The following is a 19,931-nucleotide window of genomic DNA, read 5'->3' as shown; positions in this document are numbered from 1 at the left end:
ACTCGATTGAGCAGCTTCGAGAAGAGACCCGGGGACACCCGGGTCTTTTCGTCTGTCGAGCGGCGAAGAATAGCGCCAAGTACGAATGCGCGCATGGTTGCATGCAGCCGGACTGTGACCGGAAGGTCGCACGGCCATTTCCCTGAAACGAAGAAGCCCCGGCAATGCCGGGGCTTCTTCGTAGTTTCAGGATCGACGTCCTTATCAACGATCCTGCTGCACCGTACGCACCTTGTGCTGCTCGATGAACTGCCTGGAGGGCTCGTCCAGCTTGTCGCCCAGCACGCGGCGCACGGTGACGAAGAACAGCGGGATCAGCAGCACGCCGATGACGGTGGCGAACAACATGCCACCAATGACGCCGGTGCCCAGCGAGTGGCGGGCGTTGGCGCCGGCGCCGGTGGAGATGGCCATCGGCAGCACGCCCAGGATGAACGCGAACGAGGTCATCAGGATCGGCCGGAAGCGCAGGTGCGCCGCTTCGATCGCGGCCTCGCGCAACGTCTTGCCGGCGGCGCGCTGTTCCACCGCGAATTCCACGATCAGGATCGCGTTCTTCGCGGCCAGGCCGATCACCGTCACCATGCCGATCTTGAAGTACAGGTCGTTGGGCAGGCCGCGCAGCAGCGAGAACACCACCGCGCCGAGGATGCCGACCGGCACCACCAGCAGCACCGAGACCGGGATCGACCAGCTTTCGTACAGCGCGGCCAGGCACAGGAACACCACCACCACCGACAGCACCATCAGCAGCGCCGCGGCGTTGCCGGCCAGGATTTCCTGGTAGGACATGCCGCTCCAGTCGTAGCCGAAACCGTTGGGCAGGTCGTTGCGCACCAGGCTCTCCATGGTCGCCATCGCCTGGCCGGAGCTGCCGCCCGGGGCCGGCGAGCCGACGATGTTCACCGCCGAATAGCCGTTGTAGCGGCTCAGCGCCGGCGGTGCGTAGATCCACTCGGACTTGACCACGGTGCTGAGCGGGATCATCGAGCGCTGGCCGTCGGCGTCCTTGCTCAGCGAGCTGGGCACGTAGTAGCTGCGCAGCGATTCGGGGCCGGTGCGGTAGGCGGCATCGGCCTGCATGTTCACGCGCTTGATGCGGCCGCCATAGAAGAAGTCGTTGACGTACACCGGTGCCAGCATCATCTGGATCGCGGTGTAGACATCATTGACCGACACGCCCATGGCCTGGGCCTGCACGCGGTCCACCTTCAGCTGCAGCTGCGGCGAATTCTCGAGGGTGTTGGGACGCACGCCGACCAGTGACTTGTCGGCCGATGCCGCGCCGATGAGGGTGTTGCGCGCCTCCATCAGGGCATCCTGGCCGGCGCCGGCGCGGTCCTGCAGCCACATGTCGAAGCCGCCGAACTGGCCCAGGCCCTGCACCGTGGGCAGGTTGACGAAGAACACCTGCGCGTCCTTGATGCCGACGAACGCCTTGCCGTTCATCTTCTGGATGAACTCCGGCGCGGTCTCCTCGCGCGCGTCCCAGTCCTTGAGGCGGATGAAGGCCATGCCGACGTTCTCGCCGGAACCGACGAAGCTGAAGCCGGTGACCTGCATCATGCCCTCGAACGACGGGTCGTCCTTCATCATCCCGTACAGCTGGTCGAACACCACCGTGGTACGGCTCTTGGTCGCGCCCGGCGGCAGCTGCACGATGGCCAGCGCATAGCCCTGGTCCTCTTCCGGCAGGAAACTGCCGGGCAGGCGGGTGAACAGGAAACCGCACAGCACCAGCAGCAGCGCGAACACCATCAGCCAGCGCGGGCTGTGGCGGATGACGCTGCCGACGCTGCCGACGTAGCTTTTTTCCAGCTTGCCGTAATAGGTGTTGAAGGTGCGGTAGATCCAGTTCGGCCGTTCATTGTGGGTCGGCTTCAGGAACGCCGCGCACAGGGCCGGGGTGAAGCTCAGCGCCAGCAGCGCCGAGAAGCCCATCGACATGGCGATGGTCAACGCGAACTGCTTGTAGATCTCGCCCGAGGCACCGGGCTGCATGGCGCTGGGGATGAACACCGCCGCCAGCACCACGGTGATCGCCACCACCGCGCCGGTGATCTGGCCCATGGCCTTCTGCGTGGCCGGCTTGGGGTCGAGCTTGTCCTCGCTCATGATGCGTTCGACGTTCTCGATCACCACGATCGCGTCGTCGACCACGATGCCGATCGCCAGCACCATCGCGAACAGGGTCAGCTGGTTGATGGTGAAGCCGATCGCCAGCATGCCCATGAAGGTGCCGAGCAGGGCCACCGGGATGACCAGGGTGGGGATGATCGTCGCGCGGAAGTTCTGCAGGAAGATCAGCATCACCAGGAACACCAGCACGACGGCTTCCACCAGCGTGTGCACCACTTCCTTGATCGAGATGTTGACGAAGGTGGTGCTGTCGAACGGGGTGAACCAGCTCACCCCGGGCGGGAAGCTGGGGGCCAGGTCGTCCATCTTGGCGCGTACCGCCTTGGACACGTCCAGGGCGTTGGCGCCGGGCAGCAGCTGGATGGCGAACGCCGCCACCGGCTTGCCGTTGTAGCGGGTGTCGAAGCCGTAGTTGGAGGCGCCGAAGGCGACGCTGGCCACGTCCTTGAGCCGCACCACGCTGCCGTCGGCGTTCGCCCGCAGGATGGTGTTCTCGAATTCCTCCGGCGTGCTGTAGCGGCCCTCGGCGGCGACGGTGGCGGTGAACGCCTGGCCGTTCGGCGCCGGGTCGCCGCCCACTGAACCGGCGGCGAACTGCAGGTTCTGGGTGCCGATGGCGTTGTACACGTCGGTGGCCGACAGGTGGTAGCCCTGCAGCTTCTCCGGGTTGAGCCAGATGCGCATGGCGTACTCGGAGCCGAACTGCTGGGTGCTGCCGACGCCCGGCACGCGCGAGATCTGGTCCAGCACGCGTGAGCCGACGATGTCGTTGAGCGCGTCGCGGTCCACCGAGCCATCGTCCGAACGCACGCCGATGGCCATCAGGAAGCCGGCGTTGGCCTTGGCCACCACCACGCCCTGCTTGGTGACTTCCGATGGCAGACGCGGGGTCGCCAGGGCGACCTTGTTCTGCACCTGCACCTGGGCGATGTCCGGGTCGGTGCCGCTGTCGAAGGTCAGGGTGATGGACACGCGCCCGGTCGAGGACGAGGACGAGCTGAAGTAGACCAGGTTGTCGATGCCGGTCAGCTGCTGCTCGATCACCTGGGTGACCGATTTCTCCGCGGTGGCGGCGCTGGCGCCCGGGTAGGTGGCGCTCACGGTGACCTGCGGCGGGGCGACGCTGGGGTAGGACTCCACGCCCAGGTTGAGGATCGAGATCACGCCGCCCAGCGAGATCAGGATGGCCACCACCCAGGCGAATACCGGGTGTTCGATGAAGAATTTAGGCATGGCGGGTTCCCGTTTCCCTTACTTGGCAGGCGCCGGCGCGGCGGCTGCGGGCTTGGCGGCGGGCTGGGCCGGGCCCGGCTGCCACGGCGAGGGCTTGGCCGGCGCGCCCTCCTTGACCTTCTGCACGCCGGAGACGATCACCCTGTCGCCAGCGGCCAGGCCGGAGGAGACCAGCCAGCTGCCGTTCTGCTGGCCGTCCAGCGCCACGTCCTTGCGTGCCACGTTGCCGTCCTTGCCCACCACCAGCACGTACCCGCCGCGGGTGTCGCGCAGCACCGCCTGCTGCGGGATCAGGAAGGCGTTGTTGCGCTCGCCCAGGTTGGCCTTGAAGCTCACGAACGAACCCGGCAGCAGGCTGCGCTCGGGGTTGGGCAGCTGCGCCCGCAGCGAGACCGCGCCGGTAGCCGGGTCGACCGTGGTCGCCGAGAAGTCCAGCGTGCCCTGGTGGGCGTACGGGGTGCCGTCGGGCAGGTTCACCTGCACCGTGGTCTTGCCGTCGCCGGCCAGGGCCACCGCGCCCTTGTCCTGGGCGGCGCGCAGCGCGCTCAGTTCGTCGGCGGTCATCGAGAAATTGACGTACAGCGGGTCGATCTGGTCGACCGTGGTCAGCAGCGTCGCCTCGCCCTGGCCGACCAGCGCGCCTTCGGTCACCTGCTGCTTGCCGGCCACGCCGGCGATCGGCGCGGTGACATTGGCGTAGCCCAGGCTGATGCGGGCGCTGGCCACGGCGGCCTGCGCCTGCTGCACGGCCGCCGCGGTGGTGCGCTCGGCGGCCTCGGCGTTGTCCAGGTCGGACTTGGATACGTAGTTCTGCGGCGCCAGCGAGCGCGCGCGTTCGGCGGTGGTCCGGGCGTTGGCGTGGCTGGCGCGGGCCGCCGCCAGCGCGGCTTCGGCTGAGGCCAGTGTGGCGCGCAGCGGCGCCGGGTCGATCTGGAACAGCAGCTGGCCTTCCTTCACCGCGCTGCCTTCTTCGTAGGCGCGCTTGAGCAGTACCCCGGACACCCGTGCGCGCACGTCGGCCGAGCGGAACGGCGACAGCCGGCCGACCAGTTCGCGCTGCAGCGGAAGTGTCTGTGGCTTGGCTTCGATGACCCCGACATCCGGCGGCGGCGGGGCGGCCTGTTCCTGTGGCTTCTTGCAGGCCGTCAGGCCCAGGGCCAGGGCACCGGTCAGGGCGAGGATGCGCAGCGGGGAGGTCATCGGGAAACTCCGGAGGTTGTTTTCAGCGGGTGCCGGGGATGCCGGCCGGCGGCGCCGGGAAGGCGCGCAGGAAGGCATCGACGGCGAATTCGGCCCACCGGCGGCGCAACTCGGGGGCGTCGCGGTGGGGAGCGTGGAACCGTTGTCGTTCGAAATCCTGACCAGCGATCATGCTTATTAACATTTCAGCCATGAAATGCGCATCGTCATGGATGATCCGGCCGCGCGCCATCTCGGTTCGCATCCATTCAGCCAACTGGTCGCGCACCACGTCGGCGCTGTCATGGTAGAGCGCGCGGGCCTCGTCGCGGAATTCCAGGGTACTGCTGGCGATCACCTGCGCGGCCTGGCGCACGCGTGGCTGGTTGCGGTGCTCCAGGTAGTGCACGGCGAAATCCAGCAGTACGTCGCGCAGCGGGCGTTCGTCGCCGGCGGCCAGCGGCGCGGCGGCGACGCTGGCGTGGCGGCGCATCGCCAGGCTGAGCAGCTCGCGCTTGCTGCCATAGCGGCTGTACAGGGTCTGCTTGGAACAGCCGACGTAGGCGGCCACCGCGTCCATGCTCAGGTGCATGCCCTGGGTCGCCAGCAGCTCGCGCACGGCGTCGAACACGCGCTGGTCGCGCGCTTCGGCGGGCCTGGATCGGGGACGGGTGGGATGCACGATTTGGACTATACCGTCCAGTTTACAATTGGTAAAGCAGCGCGGAAATGCGCTTTTCCAGCTTGGCCGTGGTTCGCGTTGGGAAATGCTTTTGTTGCCTTTTTATTGTTTGAATTCATTGACTTGCGCTTGTTCATGGGGGTGTTCGAAGGGGCCGATTGCGGCCCTGCAACAATGCTCTTTGAATGGCGGGGGCTACAATCGCGCCTCCCCAGGAGCCCACTGAAAGCTCAACCATGAAATCGCAAAACAACGCTGCCAAGTCCGCAAAAACGAAATCCCAACCGGCTGCCAAGCAGAGTGTTTCCGAGGCCGGCCTGTCCCTGGAGCCGGTTTTTGCGGCCTTGCGCAAGCGTTACCCCGCCGCGGCCCAGGCCCAGGCGGTCGCCTTCGCTTCGGCCTTCTACAAGCGCATGGAAGCGGATGAGTTCGGCGCGCACCGTGCCGAGGACTGGGCGGCGCTGGCCGCCGGCATGCTGGAGTTCGCCCGCGTGCGCAAGCCGGGCAAGGCCAACGTCCGCGTGTTCAATCCGGGCCTGAAGACCGATGGCTGGGAAACCGCCCACACCGTGCTGCAGATCGTCAATGACGACATGCCGTTCCTGGTGGACACCGTTTCGCTGGCGCTGGCCGACATGGGCGTCGGCGTGCACGTGCTGGGCCACCCGGTGATCGCGCTGGGCCGCGACAAGTCCGGCAAGCTGACCAGCGTCGGCGACGGCCCGCTGGAGTCGGTGATGCTGCTGGAGATCGACCGCCAGCCGGCCGAGGCCATGGACGCGGTGGCCAAGCGCGTGGGCGAAGCGCTGGAGGACGTGCGTGCCATCGTCAAGGACTGGGAGCCGATGCGCGACAAGGCGCTGGCCCTGGCCGAAGACCTGGGCCAGCGCACCCTGCCGGTGAGCGATGAGTCGCGCCACGAGGCGCAGGAGTTCCTGCGCTGGGCCGCGGACAACCATTTCACCTTCTTCGGCTACCGTGAGTACAAGGTGGAGAAGCAGGGCCGCGAGGACGTGCTGGCCGCCCAGAACGGCACCGGCCTGGGCCTGATGCGCGGCAAGGACACCTCGGTGGCGCGCCCGGTCAAGGGGCTGGCCGCGCAGGGCCTGAACACCACCAGCGGCCTGACCGACGCGCTGATCCTGACCAAGACCAACGCCCGCTCGCGGATCCACCGCGGCGGCTACATGGACTACATCGGCGTGCTGGAATTCGACGCCAAGGGCCGCATCGTCGGCGAACAGCGCTTCCTCGGCCTGTTCACCTCCAGCGCCTACAACCGCCGTCCGTGGGAAATCCCGCTGGTGCGCCAGCGCTATGAGAACGTGATGAAGCGTTCGGGCCTGAGCCCGTCCAGCCACAGTGGCAAGGCGCTGCGCCACATCCTCGAGTCGCTGCCGCGCGAGGAGCTGTTCCAGTCTAGCGAGGACGAACTGTTCCGTACCGCGATGGGCGTGCTGGGGCTGCAGGAGCGCGTGCGCAGCCGCCTGTTCCTGCGCCGCGACAAGTTCAGTCGTTTCATTTCCGCACTGGTGTTCCTGCCGCGCGAACGCTTCAACACCGACGTGCGCCTGCGCATCGAGGGCCTGCTGCGCGAGGCGCTGCAGGGTGAGTACGTGGATTCGAGCGTGGTGCTGGGCGATTCGCCGCTGGCCCAGGTGCACCTGATCGTGCGCCCCAAGGCCGGGCAGAGCCTGGATCTGGACACCGAGGGCCTGGAGAAGCGCCTGGCCCACGTGCTGCGCAACTGGCAGGACGACCTGCGCGAGGCGCTGGTCGCGCGCCACGGCGAAGGCGAGGGCCTGCGCATCGCCTCGCGCATCGGCAAGGCGCTGCCGGCTGGCTACATCGAGGACTCCAGCGCCGAGATCGCCGCCGCCGACGTGGCCCAGCTCGATGCGCTCACCGGCCCGGACGACCTGCGCCTGAGCCTGCAGGCCATCCACCGTGACGGCGGCGACGGCCTGCGCATGAAGCTGTACCGCCAGCTCAAGGACATCCCGCTGTCCGACGTGCTGCCGATGATGGAGAACATGGGCCTGCGCGTGATCGCCGAGCGCCCGTACCGGCTGATGGTGGACGACGCGCCGGTCTACGTGCAGGACTTCGAGGTCGAATCGACCGTCGGCGCGATCGACGCGGCCGCCGCCAGCGCCGCCTTCGCCGAGGCCTTTGCCCGGGTGTGGCACGGCGAGGCCGAGAACGACGGCTTCAACCGCCTGGTACTGGCCACCGGCCTGGACTGGCGCCAGGTGTCGATGCTGCGCGGCTACTGCAAGTACCTGCTGCAGATCGGCGTGCCGTTCTCGCAGGCCTACGTCGAAGGCACCTTCAACCGCTACCCGCTGCTGGCGCGGCTGATCGTGGAGCTGTTCGAAGCCCGCTTCGACCCCGCGCCGGTCGCCGACAAGGCCACCGCCGACGCGCAGCTGGCGCAGTTCAAGGCGCTGGCCGGCGGCGATGCCGCCACCATCAAGCTGCTCGAGGGCGTGGTCAAGGCGCGTGGCGGCAACCGCGATGCGCGCATGGCGCTGGTGCATGACACCCTGGTCAAGCTGCTGGACGGCGTGTCCAGCCTGGACGAGGACCGCATCCTGCGCAGCTTCATCGGTGTGATCCAGGCCACGCTGCGAACCAGCTACTACATGCCGCGCAAGGACGGCCTGCGTGCCGACGGCGGCCCGGCCGACTACATCAGCTTCAAGTTCGACGCCGCCAAGGTGCCGGACCTGCCCAAGCCGCGCCCGTACCGCGAGATCTTCGTGTGCGGCCCGCGCGTGGAGGGCACCCACCTGCGCTTCGGCCCGGTGGCCCGTGGCGGCCTGCGCTGGTCCGACCGCCGCGAGGATTTCCGCACCGAGGTGCTGGGCCTGGTCAAGGCGCAGATGGTGAAGAACACGGTGATCGTGCCGGTCGGCTCCAAGGGCGGTTTCTACGCCAAGCAGCTGCCGGACCCGGCGCTGGACCGTGACGCTTGGTTCGCCGAGGGCGTGGCCTGCTACAAGCGCTTCATCAACGGCCTGCTGGACATCACCGACAACATCGTCGGCAACAAGATCGTGCCGCCGCAGGGCGTGGTGCGCCACGACCAGGACGACCCGTACCTGGTGGTCGCCGCCGACAAGGGCACCGCAACGTTCTCCGACACCGCCAACGGCATCGCCCGCGCGCATGGCTTCTGGCTGGACGACGCCTTCGCCTCGGGCGGCTCGGTCGGTTACGACCACAAGGGCATGGGCATCACCGCGCGTGGTGCGTGGGAGTCGGTCAAGCGCCACTTCCGCGCGCTGGGCCGCGATTGCCAGAAGCAGGACTTCACCGTGGTCGGCATCGGCGACATGTCCGGCGACGTGTTCGGCAACGGCATGCTGCTGTCCGAGCACATCCGCCTGGTGTGCGCGTTCGACCACCGCCATATCTTCCTCGACCCGAACCCGGTGGCCGCGACCTCCTTCAAGGAGCGCGCGCGCATGTTCAAGGTGCCGCGTTCGAGCTGGGCGGACTATGACGCCAAGCTGATCAGCAAGGGCGGCGGCGTGTATCCGCGCTCGCTCAAGTCGATCGAGATCACCCCGCAGGTGCGCGAGGCGCTGGGCATCGACGCCGGCATCAAGTCGATGACCCCGACCGAGCTGATCAACGCCGCGCTCAAGGCGCCGGTGGACCTGGTGTGGAACGGCGGCATCGGCACCTACGTGAAGTCGGCCAGCGAGAGCAACGCCGATGTCGGCGACCGCGCCAACAACGGCCTGCGCGTCAACGGCGGCGAGCTGCGCTGCAAGATCGTGGGCGAGGGCGGCAACCTGGGCATGACCCAGCTCGGCCGCATCGAGGCCGCGCACAACGGCGTGCTGCTCAACACCGACTTCATCGACAACTCCGCCGGCGTTGATACCTCCGACCACGAGGTCAACATCAAGATCCTGCTCAACGACGTGGTGCGCGCCAAGAAGCTCACCGTCGAACAGCGCAACAAGCTGCTGGCGTCGATGACCGACGAGGTCGCCGGGCTGGTGCTGATGGACAACTACCGCCAGAACCAGGCCATCAGCCTGATGGAGCGGATGAGCGTCAAGCGCCTGGGTTCCAAGCAGCACTTCATCCGCACGCTGGAGCAGCAGGGCCTGCTCGATCGCCAGATCGAGTTCCTGCCGTCCGATGCCGAACTGTCCGCGCGCAAGGTGCGTGGCCAGGGCCTGACCCGTCCGGAGCTGGCGGTGCTGCTGTCCTACTCCAAGATCGTCGCCTTCCAGCAGCTGCTGGAATCGGACATCCCGGAGGACCCGTACCTGTCCAAGGAGCTGCTGCGCTACTTCCCGCAGCCGCTGCAGAAGAAGTACGCCGACGCGATGAACGGCCACCGCCTGAAGCGCGAGATCATCGCCACCGCGGTGACCAACCAGACCATCAACCGCATGGGCGCCACCTTCCTGATGCGCATGCAGGAAGACACCGGCCGCAGCGTGGCCGAGGTCGCCAAGGCCTACACCATCAGCCGCGAGACGCTGGACGCGCGCGCGCTGTGGACCCAGATCGACGCGCTCGACGGCACCCTGCCGGAAGCCGTGCAGGTCGATGCCCTGGAAGTGATCTGGAAGCTGCAGCGTTCGTTCGTGCGCTGGCTGCTGAACCGTCCGGGCGCGATGCCGGGCATCACCGCCGCGGTCGAGCGCTACCAGGGGCCGTTCAACGACATCCGCGTCGCCTCGGGCGTGCTGCCGGATTCGCAGCGCCCGGCCTACGAGGCCAGCGTCAGGCAGTGGAAGGAGAAGGGCCTGCCGGCGGCGCTGGCGCAGCAGCTGTCCGAGCTGCAGTTCCTGGAGCCGGCGTTCGACATCATCGAACTGGCCCGCACCCGCAAGCTCAAGCCGGTGGACGTGTCCAAGGTCCACTTCCGCCTGGGCGAAGCCCTGCAGATGCCGTGGCTGTTCGAGCAGATCGACGCGCTGGAGGTCAATGGCCGCTGGCACGCGGTCGCCCGTGGCGTGCTGCGCGACGAACTGGCTGCGCACCAGCGCAACCTGGCCGGCCAGGTGCTGTCGATGAAGGGCGGCAGCGCCGAGGCCAAGGTCGCCGCGTGGCTGGGCCGCGACGACAGCAGCCTGCGCTTCACCCTGGCGATGCTGGCCGAACTGGCCGAGCAGAAGACGCTGGACTACCCGACCGTGTCGGTCGCGGTGCAGCGCCTGGGCCAGCTGGCGGCGCACGGGGTCTGACCCCGTGGTCGGGCCGGTTTTACCGGCCCGACCCAGAAGTCCGCGGCGCGAACTTTTGGCACCGCTCTGGGTCTGCCTGTCCCCGCGGCTGTCGCCGTGCCTCCTTGACAAAGGGGGCTTTGCGCCAGAGCGTTGACAGAGGGGTGCCGACCGTTGGTCGGCCCCTGCCGGATATGAACATCGCGGCCAGGGTCGCTCCTGCAGAAGCAACGGCTGTTGCGGCAGGAGCGGCCCTGGCCGCGGTGCTTTCCGGCTCCCGGCTGCCGGCAAAGGCAGGGTTGGCGATTGCGGGTTATCCTCGGTAATCCCCACCGCAACCGACGATGGCCATGTCCCCCCGCATCGCCTTTCTCGCCAGCACCACCGACGCCGCGCAGCAGGCCCGTGAACGCTTGGCCGCGCGTTACGGCGACCACGCCCCGGAGGCGGCCGACGTGCTCTGCCCGCTGGGCGGCGACGGCTTCATGCTGCAGACGCTGCACCGCTTCGGCAGCATGGGCAAGCCGGTGTTCGGCATGAAGCTGGGCACGGTCGGCTTCCTGATGAACCACCATCGCGACGACGACCTGCTGCACCGCCTGTCGCAGGCGGAGCCGGCGCACCTGCGTCCGCTGGAGATGATCGCGCGCACCGAGTCCGGCACCACGGTCGGTTCGCTCGCCTACAACGACGTGTCGATGCTACGGCAGACGCGGCAGGCGGCGCACATCGGCATCGACCTCAACGGCCAGCAGCGCGTGGAGGAGCTGATCTGCGACGGCGTGCTGGTCTCCACGCCGGCCGGCAGCACCGCCTACAATTACTCGGCGCACGGGCCGATCCTGCCGCTGGGTTCGAACACCATCGCGTTGACGCCGCTGGCGCCGTACCGGCCGCGGCGCTGGCGCGGGGCCATCCTCAAGGCCGAGACCGAAGTGCGCTTCCGCGTACTCGACCCCTACAAGCGGCCGGTCAGCGTCACCGCCGATTCGCACGAGACCCGCGACGTGGTGGAGGTCACCATCCGCGAGTCGCGCGAACGCCAGGTGACGCTGCTGTTCGACCCCGAGCACAATCTGGAAGAACGCATCCTCAGCGAGCAGTTCATGTTCTGAGCGGGTGCGCGGCAACAACGCCGGCGACGGCAAGGCAATGGATCAGGAACATGGGTGACAACACTCCCAGGCTGTTGACGGTGGCGGTGACCTCGCGGGCGCTGTTCGACCTGGAGGAAGGGCATGCGCTGTTCGAGCGCGAGGGCGTGGAGGCCTACGCCGCTTACCAGCGCGAGCACGAGGACGACGTGCTCAAGCCGGGCGTGGCCTTCCCGGTGGTGCGCAAGCTGCTGGCGCTGAACGAGGGCGCGCCGCTGGAGACGCCGCGGGTGGAGGTGATCCTGCTCTCGCGCAACTCGGCCGACACCGGCCTGCGCATCTTCAATTCCATCCAGCACTACGGGCTGGGCATCGTGCGCGCGACCTTCACCGCCGGCGAGCCGACCTGGCCGTACGTCAAGCCATTCGGTACCGACCTGTTCCTGTCGGCCAACCCGGAATCGGTGCGGCGTGCGCTGGTGCATGGCATCGCCGCCGCCACCATCCTGCCGCGCGGCCCCGGCGAGGTCTCGGCGGCCGCGGCGGCCACCGATACCGGGCGGCCGCCGACGCAGCTGCGCATCGCCTTCGATGGCGACGCGGTGATCTTCGGTGACGAGGGCGAGCGCATTTCCCGCGAGCACGGGGTGGAGGCCTTCGGCCGGCACGAGCGCGAGCACGCGCATGCGCCGCTCAGCGGCGGGCCGTTCCGCAGTTTCCTGTCGGCCCTGCACGCGTTGCAGGCCGCGTTCCCGGCCGGCGAGGAGGCACCGATCCGCACCGCGCTGGTCACCGCGCGCTCGGCGCCGGCGCATGAGCGGGTGATCCGTACCCTGCGCGAGTGGGGCGTGCGCCTGGACGAGGCGTTGTTCCTCGGTGGCCGCCACAAGGGGCCGTTCCTGGAAGCATTCGGCGCCGATATCTTCTTCGACGACTCGCAGCACAACATCGACAGCGCGCGCCAGCACCACAGCGTCGCCGCCGGCCACGTGCCGCACGGCATCGCCAACGCCGACCGCGGCGGATGAGCGGCGGCGGGCACGCTTACGTCCGGCGTACCTGGCGGCACGTGGAACTGCAGTTCCAGGGCGATGTCACCCAGACCCGGATGTCGCGCTGGTTCCCGCAGCGCCTGCAGGTGGGTTACACCCGCAGCATGCTCGCCGCGCTGTGGCTGCACCCGGCGCCGCGGCATATCGGCATCATCGGGCTCGGTGGCGGCGCGCAGGCCAAGTTCTGCCACCGCTATTTGCCGCAGGCATGCATCGAGGTGGCCGAGAGCGACGCCACGGTGATCGCCCTGCGCGATGCGTTCCGCATCCCGGCCGACGATGCGCGGCTGCGGGTGGAGTGCATCGATGGCGCGCGCTGGCTGCGCCGCCATCGCGGCCGCTTCGACCTGCTGCTGCTTGATGCCTACGACGCGCAGGGCATTCCCGCGGCGCTGTCCACCCAGGCGTTCTACGACGATTGCCACACGGCGCTGGGGGCGGACGGGGTCATGGCCAGCAACCTGTACGACACCGATACCCGCGGTCACCTGACGCGGCTGCGGCGCAGTTTCGATGGCCGCGTGCTGAAGCTGGACGAGCCGGGCATGAGCAACAAGGTCGCGATCGCCTGGAACGGCGCGCCGCATCCGGCGCCGGTGGGCGCCGCACTGGCGGCGTTGCCGTGGGGCGCACGCGGGCAGCTGCGCGCCGGTTTCCAGCGCCTTGCGCAGGCATGGGCGCGGGGCGCGCAGCACTGAGTCGTGTGTCTCCGGCGCCTTGCCCGGTGCCGGCGGCGATGGCCATGCAGCGCCGGCCCCAGGCCGCAGCCTGAACCGCGGCCGGCGCCGGATTTGCTTTACGCGCGCCAAGCCTCTACCGTGGCCGTGCTGAATGACAAGGGTCACCTTGAATCGTGGCCCGATGCTGTAGAGGTTGCCTTCTACACTGTTGCACCCGCTTCTCAATTCTCCTTGGAATCAGCGTCCTGCCGCAGTCCGCGGCGCCCATCCGCAACAAGGAGTATTGAAATGTCCCAGTCCCAGACCGGTACCGTGAAGTGGTTCAACGACGCCAAGGGTTTTGGCTTCATCACCCAGGACGGCGGCGGTGAAGACCTGTTCGTCCACTTCCGTTCGATCGAATCGTCCGGCTTCAAGTCGCTGCAGGAAGGCCAGAAGGTCACCTACGTGGCGGTGAAGGGCCAGAAGGGCATGCAGGCCGACCAGGTCCGCGTGGTCTGACCGATCGGCGATCGCCCTGATCAGGAAGCCCGGCCTCGCGCCGGGCTTTTTCGTTGGGCCCCGGTGCGCCACGGATACCGCGCAGCCCCGGCGCTTTCGCGCAAGGCAGGCGCGTGGGCGAGGGTGCCGTGCATGGTCTGCGGGGCGACCCGCAGGCAGGCGCAGGTCGCGCGGGCACGGGCAGCGGTGGCAATGCAGGGGCGCGGCCGCTGCGTTGCGGTTTCAGGGCATCTGGCGCTTACCTGCCGGGCGCCATGCGCGGCTGCGGCTGCACGCCCGCTGCACGGGCGTGGCCAGGGCGATCAGGACGCGGACGTCGGCGGGTCGGGCGTATCGGTCGCCTGGTTTGCGTTGGACGCGCGCTTCCTGGCGAGCTTCTCGTCTTTCTGCTTTTTCTTGGCCAGCTCGCGCTGGCGTTTCTCGTATGAGTAGTTGATCTTGGCCACGGTCGTCGTCTTCCGTTGGGGGAGGGTAGGTCAGGCCTTTTCCGGCGCGGGGGTGGCAACCGCTGGCTTGGCGCCGCGGCCGGACGGCTTCGGGCTTTCTGGCTTGCCGCGCAACGGGGTGTTGCCGAGCGTTTCTATCTTTCCGCCGGCACGGTCGAACGCGGCCAGGTCCTCGGCGATGCGTTCACGGGTCAACGGCCCCGACGAGGCTGGGCCGGCGAAGGCCGACGTCGTTTTCCTCGGCGCGGTGGAGCTGGATTTGCGGGGCGTGCTCATGAGCTTTCCTCAGGCCAGTGTGGATTCGATGGTGCGGCTTCCGCCGTGCGCGTAGGCCGCGCGCAGCGAGCGGCAGCAGGCGCCGCCCATGACGAAGGTTCTGCAGACCGCCGGCCGGCTTGCATGGATCCGGCAGTTCATCCGCTGCCCGTCCACCGCCACGCACCAGCCTTCGGGGTCGCGGGCCATGACCCGCAGGCCGTGGACCCGGGGGGTCAGGTGGGCCGACACGTCGTCCTCGCCGCCCAGTACCACGGTCTGGCGGCAGCACACCGCATCGCAGGACGTGCAGTGGATCGCGGCAGCCGCTTGACCGGCTGAGGGCTTCAGACCCGGTCTCCGTCGGGGCCGGGAGGCGCCGCGGGCAATGCCGGCGCCTGCCCGTGCGGATCGGCGGCGACGCCGCTGCCGGGCCGGCCGGGTGCCGGTGTGTGGAAAGTGGAATGCGTGGTCATGGAGACTCCCGTTGAGCGGCCGTCCGGCGGTACCGGGCGGATGACGCAGGAAAGGGAGCGGAGCGGGCAACTGCCTGGGCGGCTGCGCGGAACGCGCGGGGCAGGCAGTGCCTGCATGGTCATGCTATCACCTGGCGACCCGGCCGGCTTCACGGAGTATGCCGTTTCCGGCAGGCACCGCTCTGGTGGAGAGTGCGGCCGACGCCGTGCGCTGGCGGATATCGGCCTGCCGTGATGCCGTTGCGGGGCCCTGGAGGCGACGTCCGGCCGGCACCTGTCGGGTCGGTGGCAGCGTCCTCAGCCAGGTGCGTCCAGCGGCAGGGTGATGTCGGTCAGGCGCCAGCGCAGCCCCTGGCGGGACAGCACGAAGACCACGCGGCCGCCGCCCTCCAGCTGCCGGGTGGCGGTGAAGCGCGACAGCGATTCGTAATGCCCGCGTGCGCCCTGCAGCGGACGCGCCGGCGCCGGTGGGCCCCAGGTGTCGCCGTCGGCGGTGTCGCCGGTGGCGCGCTTCCACACCCCGTGTCCCTGCAGCAGGGCGGCAACCCCGGCCGGGGTGACCATCAGGTCCACCGCGGCGCCGCTCAGGCGGCCGGCGACTCCCAGTGCCATGGCGCCGAGCAGGCTGGACTGCATGTCGCTGCCGGCGCGCCGCACCAGCTGGTCGTCGAGTTGCGCCTTGAGGTTGATCCGCAGCGCGGGGAAATCGACATGACGGGCAAGCCGCGCGGCGTCGCGCTGTGCGATCGCCTCGGAGATGCCATGGATCGCCAGCCAGGGCCCGGCGGCGACGTAGCCGGCGAGCAGCACCAGCAGCAGGGCGAGGGTTGCCAGCAGCCACTTCTTCATCAGCGGGCTCCGTGGCTCAGGCCGGCAGGTCGGGGTGGGACTCGGCCCAGCGCCGCAGCAGCACCAGGGTCTCGGCCCAGGCCTGGCTGCAGAAGCCCAGGAACTCGCTGTCCGGATCCCAGCCCAGGTGGCGGAACTCGAGCACGGTCATCGGTTCGCCCTCATGCGGCAGGCCGCGCCACGCGCCGGGGCTGGCGCGGCGCGACAGCTCGAAGCGGATCTCGGTGCCGGTCCAGGCCGAGGCGGGGCTCTGTGCCGGGTGCCGGCTGATCACCTCCCAGCGCACGCAGTGCGCCGAGGTTTCCAGCACCTTCATGGCGACCACGCCATGCGCCGGACCGGGGTTGTGGCTGAGCACGTCATCGCCGTCGATCACGCTGGCGGTATGGGCGACCCACCAGCACCCCAGTCCGCGTGCGGTGGCCAGGCCGGCATGGACGGTGGCCAGTGGTGCGTCGATCCAGATCTGGTGATGGATGGCGGCCATGGCGGCGGCTCCGTCGGGCGTTGCCCGCTAGGGTGCCGCAAATCCACCGGCGTGGCGTGAATCCCGGTGCGCGGTCAGAACTCCAGGTCCAGCGCCGCGCACAGGTAGTCGACGAACGGCCCCAGCGCGGCGAGGTCGGCGGCGAGGGTCTGGCGCAGGCGCGGGCCGGTCATCACCGTGTCGTCCAGCGGGCGCCACAGCACCCAGTTGCGGTGCTTGAGGTCGTCGATGAACGCGAAATCGGCGGGAAAGCCACGCGGCGCGCGCACCAGTTTCTCGCTGGTCTCGAATGCATAGCGGCGGCGCGTGGCCGGCGCGTGCGCGGCCGCGCTCCAACTGCCGGGGTTGTCGAAGATGAACTGGCGGATGCGGCGCTGCGTATCCGGCTCCGGGTGCCAGACGCCGGCGCCGACGAAGCTCTCGCCCGGTGCCAGGTGGATGTAGTACGACGGCGCCGGTACCTGCTTGCGGCGCTCGTGGAACAGGCGCGCGCCCTGCCAGGTCTTGTACGGCGTCTTGTCGCTGGAGAAGCGCGAGTCGCGGTAGATGCGGAACAGTGAGCCGCCGACGGTGCGCGGGTCGGCGCGGAAATGCGTGCTGACCTGCGCCAGGTCCGGCTGCAGGTCGGCGATCAGGCGCAGGAACGGCTGCCGCACGTGCTCCTCGTACTCGTGCTTGTGCTCGGCGAACCACGGCTTCTCGTTGTGGCGGGCGAGCCCGCGCAGGAAGGTGAAACTGGCGTCGCTGAAGTATCGGCTCATAGCGATTGCTGCAGGTTCTGGCCCCACTGGTCCAGTGCATCGAGCAGGGCCAGCGCGGCGGGGTTGTCGTGGTGTTCGGTGCGCAGGGCAAGCACCTGCGCGAAGTAATCGGGCAGGGTCTGTTCGCCGAGCCCCGGGCTGTCCAGCAAGCGCTGGCGGCGATAGCCGTTCCAGCGCGTGCGCTCGCCGGGGTCCAGGGTCTGCGGGTGGTTGCGCGCGCGATAGCGGAACAACAGCTCCGGCAGGCGCGGGTCGCGGAAGCTGGCGGCCATCTGCGCCAGCGCTTCGGGCGGGCAGGCGCGCACGCGCGCCAGCTGCGCGCGGTCACCCTCGGCCAGGAAGCCGTCGTACAGCGCGCCATCGGGATCGGGCGGGCCCTCGGCCGGGCGCTCGCGGGCGAATACCCGGCGCACCTTCTCGGCCAGCGCCGGGCCATGCGCGCGCAGCTGCGCGGCGCGCGCCTCGGTCGCCGCCGGGTCGATGCCCAGCCGCTCGAAATCGGGCGCGCGCAGGTGGTTCCAGGCCACCAGTGCCGGCACCTTGTTCAGGTGCACTTCCTTGAGCGGAATGCGCTGCTGGCCCTCGGGCAGGTCGGCGGCACGGGTGTACAGCCGCTGCGTGATCTCCTCCACCGACAGGTCGAGCAGCATCTGCGGATCGGCGTCCAGGTCGAACACGATCACCCGGTTGCCGATGTGCGGGTGGGTGGCCAGCGGCAGCACCGGCGCCGCGCACAGGCGGCTGGCGGGGTAGCGCATCGAGATGTGCAGCGCCGGCTGCATCGCCACCACGTCCAGCAGGCCGGCGACGAAGCGCTTGTCGCGCAGCTTCAGCGCGTAGTCCCACATGCGCGGCTGCGCGCGGCGGAACGCGCGGGCCATGCCGATGGTGGCGTACACGTCGGACAACGCCTCGTGCGCATCGCCCTGGCGTACGCCGTTGGCCAGCGCCAGGTGTTCCAGCTTGAACGAGGTGGCGCCGTCCTCGCGCCGTGGCCAGTGGATGCCGTCAGGACGCAGCGCGTGTACCAGCCGCAGCATGTCCAGCAGGTCCCAGCGCGAATTGCCGCCGCGCCACTCGCGCTCATAGGGGTCGAAGAAGTTGCGGAACAGGCCGTGGCGGACGAACTCGTCGTCGAAGCGCAGGGTGTTGTAGCCCAGCGTGCAGGTCTGCGGGCGCGCCATCAGTTCGTTGATGCGCGCGAATGCCTCGGCCTCGCTCACGCCCTCGGCCAATGCACGCTGCGGGGTGATGCCGGTGATCAGGGTGGCGACCGGCGAGGGCAGCAGGTCGTCGGCCGGCCTGACGAAAAAACTCGCCGGTTCCTCCACCACCTGCAGCTGCGCGTCGGTACGCACCGCGGCGAACTGCGCGATGCGGGTGCGGCGCGGGTCCTGGCCGAAGGTTTCGAGGTCGTAGAACAGGAAGGTCTCGGGCATGGGGCTTACCGTCGGGCTGCCGCGTCCGCCGGGCGTGGCGGCGGTGGCGTCCCCTGGCCAATGCGGTGCTGCGGGGCAGGGATCATCAGTGCGCGCCCTCCAGCACCGGCAACTGCGCGTGGATGGTCTTTTCCAGCGCGGACCAGTCGATGCCGGCCAGGCTGGCATGGCCGGCGGTGGCCTCGGCCAGGATCCGCTGCTGCAGCCGGGTGCGTTCCAGCGCCAGCGCGTAGGGCGTGTGCAGGAAGGTCACCATGGTGTAATGCGGCACGAAGCGCGTGGGCCAGCGCCGCTGCAGTTCCTGTTCCAGCTCGCGCTGCAGCAGGAAAGCCGGATCGGCGACGCGGTCGCGCATCTCCAGGTAGTTGTCCAGCGCCATCTGCTGGATCGCCGCGGCGTTGGGCTTGCGCTCGGCCTCGAACGCGGCGAACGCCCGGGCGCTGTCCGGGTGCGTTTCCAGCAGCTCGGCCAGCGCCACGCAGTCCTCGAAGGCGCAGTTCATGCCCTGGCCGTGGAACGGCACCATCGCGTGCGCGGCGTCGCCCAGCAGCACCGCCTTGCCGCCGAGGTGCCAGCGTTCCAGGTACAGGGTGCCGAGCAGGCCCGGCGGGTGCTGCTCCCAGTCGCGGCGCAGGTGCGGGATCAGCGGCAGCGCATCGGCGAACTCGCGCGCGAACAGCGCCTCGGCCTCGGCGCCGCTGCGTACGCTGGAGAACCCCGGGTCGCCTTCATTGGGCAGGAACAGGGTGACGGTGAAGGTGCCTTCGTCGTTGGGCAGGGCAATGCACATGTAGCGGCCGCGCGGCCAGATGTGCAGGGCGTTGGCCTCGATCTGGAAGCTGCCATCGGCCCCGGGCGGGATCTCCAGCTCCTTGTAGGAGTGGTCCAGGAACTCGGTGCGTTCGCCCAGCGGCGACTTGCGGTTCATCGCCGCGCGCAGCGCCGAACCGGCGCCGTCGGCACCGACCAGCGGGGTGTCGAAGTGGATGTCGTGCGGGCTGTCGTCGCGGTCGTCGATGAAGCGCGCATAGCCGGCATCGAAGTCCACCGTGTGCAGGCGATGGTGGAAATGGAAGCGTGCGCCGGCGTCCTCGGCCAGCTGCAGCAGGGTGACGTTGAGGTCCTTGCGGTGCACCGACCAGATCACTTCGCTGTCGTCGCGGCCGTAGCGCTGCAGTTGCGGCGGGGCGCCGTCGCGCGGGTGCACCATGCGCCCGCGCATCATCACCGTGCGCGCCATCACCGCGTCCTCCACGCCGGCGCGGCGCAGCGCGTTGCGCCCGCGCTCGGCCAGCGCCAGGTTGATCGACCGGCCACTTTCGTAGTCGGCCACCCGCGGATCGCCGCGGCGTTCGTAGACGGTGACGCGCCAGCCACGGCGCGAGAGCAGGATCGCCAGCAGGGAGCCGGCCAGGCCGGCGCCGATCAGGGTCAGGTGACGCGGGGGGGAAGCGTTCAAGTCA

The 19,931-nt window shown here is 69.1% G+C and carries 16 protein-coding genes and 1 pseudogene; 5 read left to right on the top strand and 12 right to left on the bottom strand.

Annotation, left to right across the window (positions count from 1 at the left end):
* Nucleotides 1-204: 204 nt before the first annotated feature.
* The 4 genes and pseudogenes from ACJ7VY_RS09975 to ACJ7VY_RS09960 form a co-directional block, all read right to left on the bottom strand.
* Nucleotides 205-3,372 carry a multidrug efflux RND transporter permease subunit gene (locus ACJ7VY_RS09975; RefSeq protein ID WP_293758585.1) on the bottom strand — a complete coding sequence of 1,056 codons (3,168 nt, stop codon included), beginning with the start codon at nt 3,370-3,372 and terminating at the stop codon, nt 205-207.
* 21 nt (nt 3,373-3,393) lie between these two features.
* A pseudogene (locus ACJ7VY_RS09970) lies at nt 3,394-4,572 on the bottom strand (efflux RND transporter periplasmic adaptor subunit); the annotation flags it as partial.
* Between the two features lie 22 nt (nt 4,573-4,594).
* The gene (locus ACJ7VY_RS09965; protein WP_233996377.1) at nt 4,595-5,143 is read right to left on the bottom strand and encodes a TetR/AcrR family transcriptional regulator C-terminal domain-containing protein; all 549 of its coding nucleotides are present in this window, start codon (nt 5,141-5,143) and stop codon (nt 4,595-4,597) included.
* Nucleotides 5,144-5,241: 98 nt separating this feature from the next.
* Nucleotides 5,242-5,370: a hypothetical protein gene (locus tag ACJ7VY_RS09960; protein WP_409475525.1), complete on the bottom strand. Its 129-nt coding sequence runs from the start codon at nt 5,368-5,370 to the stop codon at nt 5,242-5,244.
* Nucleotides 5,371-5,469: 99 nt separating this feature from the next.
* Between ACJ7VY_RS09960 and ACJ7VY_RS09955 the strand changes: the two genes are divergently transcribed.
* The 5 genes from ACJ7VY_RS09955 to ACJ7VY_RS09935 all read left to right on the top strand — a co-directional run bounded on the left by ACJ7VY_RS09955 (nt 5,470) and on the right by ACJ7VY_RS09935 (nt 13,755).
* Nucleotides 5,470-10,449: an NAD-glutamate dehydrogenase gene (locus tag ACJ7VY_RS09955; RefSeq protein ID WP_409475524.1), complete on the top strand. Its 4,980-nt coding sequence runs from the start codon at nt 5,470-5,472 to the stop codon at nt 10,447-10,449.
* Nucleotides 10,450-10,772: 323 nt separating this feature from the next.
* The gene (locus ACJ7VY_RS09950) at nt 10,773-11,543 is read left to right on the top strand and encodes an NAD kinase (protein ID WP_161614058.1); all 771 of its coding nucleotides are present in this window, start codon (nt 10,773-10,775) and stop codon (nt 11,541-11,543) included.
* Between the two features lie 50 nt (nt 11,544-11,593).
* Nucleotides 11,594-12,550: a 5'-nucleotidase gene (locus ACJ7VY_RS09945; protein ID WP_104939057.1), complete on the top strand. Its 957-nt coding sequence runs from the start codon at nt 11,594-11,596 to the stop codon at nt 12,548-12,550.
* 41 nt (nt 12,551-12,591) lie between these two features.
* Nucleotides 12,592-13,272 carry a transferase gene (locus tag ACJ7VY_RS09940; RefSeq protein WP_409475523.1) on the top strand — a complete coding sequence of 227 codons (681 nt, stop codon included), beginning with the start codon at nt 12,592-12,594 and terminating at the stop codon, nt 13,270-13,272.
* A gap of 270 nt (nt 13,273-13,542) precedes the next feature.
* Nucleotides 13,543-13,755 (top strand): cold-shock protein, encoded by a 213-nt coding sequence (locus tag ACJ7VY_RS09935; protein WP_054666511.1) that lies wholly within the window; start codon nt 13,543-13,545, stop codon nt 13,753-13,755.
* Nucleotides 13,756-14,057: 302 nt separating this feature from the next.
* On the opposite strand, the gene ACJ7VY_RS09930 is transcribed toward ACJ7VY_RS09935, so the two are convergent.
* From ACJ7VY_RS09930 to ACJ7VY_RS09895, 8 genes are all read right to left on the bottom strand, one after another.
* Nucleotides 14,058-14,201 (bottom strand): hypothetical protein, encoded by a 144-nt coding sequence (locus ACJ7VY_RS09930; protein ID WP_199776709.1) that lies wholly within the window; start codon nt 14,199-14,201, stop codon nt 14,058-14,060.
* A gap of 30 nt (nt 14,202-14,231) precedes the next feature.
* A complete protein-coding gene (locus ACJ7VY_RS09925) occupies nt 14,232-14,477 on the bottom strand; it encodes a hypothetical protein (protein ID WP_161614060.1) in 246 nt (81 codons plus the stop codon).
* 9 nt (nt 14,478-14,486) lie between these two features.
* Nucleotides 14,487-14,750, bottom strand: a complete 264-nt coding sequence (locus ACJ7VY_RS09920) for a YkgJ family cysteine cluster protein (RefSeq protein WP_409475522.1) — start codon at nt 14,748-14,750, stop codon at nt 14,487-14,489.
* 479 nt (nt 14,751-15,229) lie between these two features.
* On the bottom strand, nt 15,230-15,781 hold the full coding sequence (locus tag ACJ7VY_RS09915) for a DUF2939 domain-containing protein (RefSeq protein ID WP_409475521.1): 552 nt from the start codon (nt 15,779-15,781) through the stop codon (nt 15,230-15,232).
* A gap of 16 nt (nt 15,782-15,797) precedes the next feature.
* Nucleotides 15,798-16,268 (bottom strand): hypothetical protein, encoded by a 471-nt coding sequence (locus ACJ7VY_RS09910; protein WP_409475520.1) that lies wholly within the window; start codon nt 16,266-16,268, stop codon nt 15,798-15,800.
* A gap of 74 nt (nt 16,269-16,342) precedes the next feature.
* Nucleotides 16,343-17,029: a DUF2461 domain-containing protein gene (locus ACJ7VY_RS09905; protein ID WP_409475519.1), complete on the bottom strand. Its 687-nt coding sequence runs from the start codon at nt 17,027-17,029 to the stop codon at nt 16,343-16,345.
* Nucleotides 17,026-18,468 (bottom strand): exodeoxyribonuclease I, encoded by a 1,443-nt coding sequence (gene sbcB / locus ACJ7VY_RS09900; RefSeq protein ID WP_409475518.1) that lies wholly within the window; start codon nt 18,466-18,468, stop codon nt 17,026-17,028. The genes ACJ7VY_RS09905 and sbcB overlap by 4 nt, the downstream gene beginning before the upstream one ends.
* 85 nt (nt 18,469-18,553) lie before the next feature.
* A complete protein-coding gene (locus ACJ7VY_RS09895; RefSeq protein WP_313231148.1) occupies nt 18,554-19,927 on the bottom strand; it encodes an NAD(P)/FAD-dependent oxidoreductase in 1,374 nt (457 codons plus the stop codon).
* Nucleotides 19,928-19,931: the final 4 nt, after the last annotated feature.

It is taken from the genome of Stenotrophomonas sp. Y-13, from assembly GCF_046267925.1.
Taxonomy (GTDB): Bacteria; Pseudomonadota; Gammaproteobacteria; order Xanthomonadales; family Xanthomonadaceae; genus Stenotrophomonas; species Stenotrophomonas acidaminiphila_A.
The sequence above is the reverse complement of the archived record's forward strand: the minus strand, read 5'-3'. Positions and strand labels throughout refer to the sequence as shown.

What these genes read in the sequence shown, in the direction of transcription:
- ACJ7VY_RS09935 (WP_054666511.1), top strand. Translation starts at nt 13,543, where the DNA reads ATGTCCCAGTCCCAGACCGGTACCGTGAAGTGGTTCAACGACGCCAAG.
- ACJ7VY_RS09955 (WP_409475524.1), top strand. Translation starts at nt 5,470, where the DNA reads ATGAAATCGCAAAACAACGCTGCCAAGTCCGCAAAAACGAAATCCCAA.
- sbcB (WP_409475518.1), bottom strand. Translation starts at nt 18,468, where the DNA reads ATGCCCGAGACCTTCCTGTTCTACGACCTCGAAACCTTCGGCCAGGAC.
- ACJ7VY_RS09950 (WP_161614058.1), top strand. Translation starts at nt 10,773, where the DNA reads ATGGCCATGTCCCCCCGCATCGCCTTTCTCGCCAGCACCACCGACGCC.
- ACJ7VY_RS09975 (WP_293758585.1), bottom strand. Translation starts at nt 3,372, where the DNA reads ATGCCTAAATTCTTCATCGAACACCCGGTATTCGCCTGGGTGGTGGCC.
- ACJ7VY_RS09915 (WP_409475521.1), bottom strand. Translation starts at nt 15,781, where the DNA reads ATGAAGAAGTGGCTGCTGGCAACCCTCGCCCTGCTGCTGGTGCTGCTC.
- ACJ7VY_RS09965 (WP_233996377.1), bottom strand. Translation starts at nt 5,143, where the DNA reads ATGCACCTGAGCATGGACGCGGTGGCCGCCTACGTCGGCTGTTCCAAG.
- ACJ7VY_RS09905 (WP_409475519.1), bottom strand. Translation starts at nt 17,029, where the DNA reads ATGAGCCGATACTTCAGCGACGCCAGTTTCACCTTCCTGCGCGGGCTC.
- ACJ7VY_RS09960 (WP_409475525.1), bottom strand. Translation starts at nt 5,370, where the DNA reads ATGAACAAGCGCAAGTCAATGAATTCAAACAATAAAAAGGCAACAAAA.
- ACJ7VY_RS09945 (WP_104939057.1), top strand. Translation starts at nt 11,594, where the DNA reads ATGGGTGACAACACTCCCAGGCTGTTGACGGTGGCGGTGACCTCGCGG.
- ACJ7VY_RS09910 (WP_409475520.1), bottom strand. Translation starts at nt 16,268, where the DNA reads ATGGCCGCCATCCATCACCAGATCTGGATCGACGCACCACTGGCCACC.
- ACJ7VY_RS09925 (WP_161614060.1), bottom strand. Translation starts at nt 14,477, where the DNA reads ATGAGCACGCCCCGCAAATCCAGCTCCACCGCGCCGAGGAAAACGACG.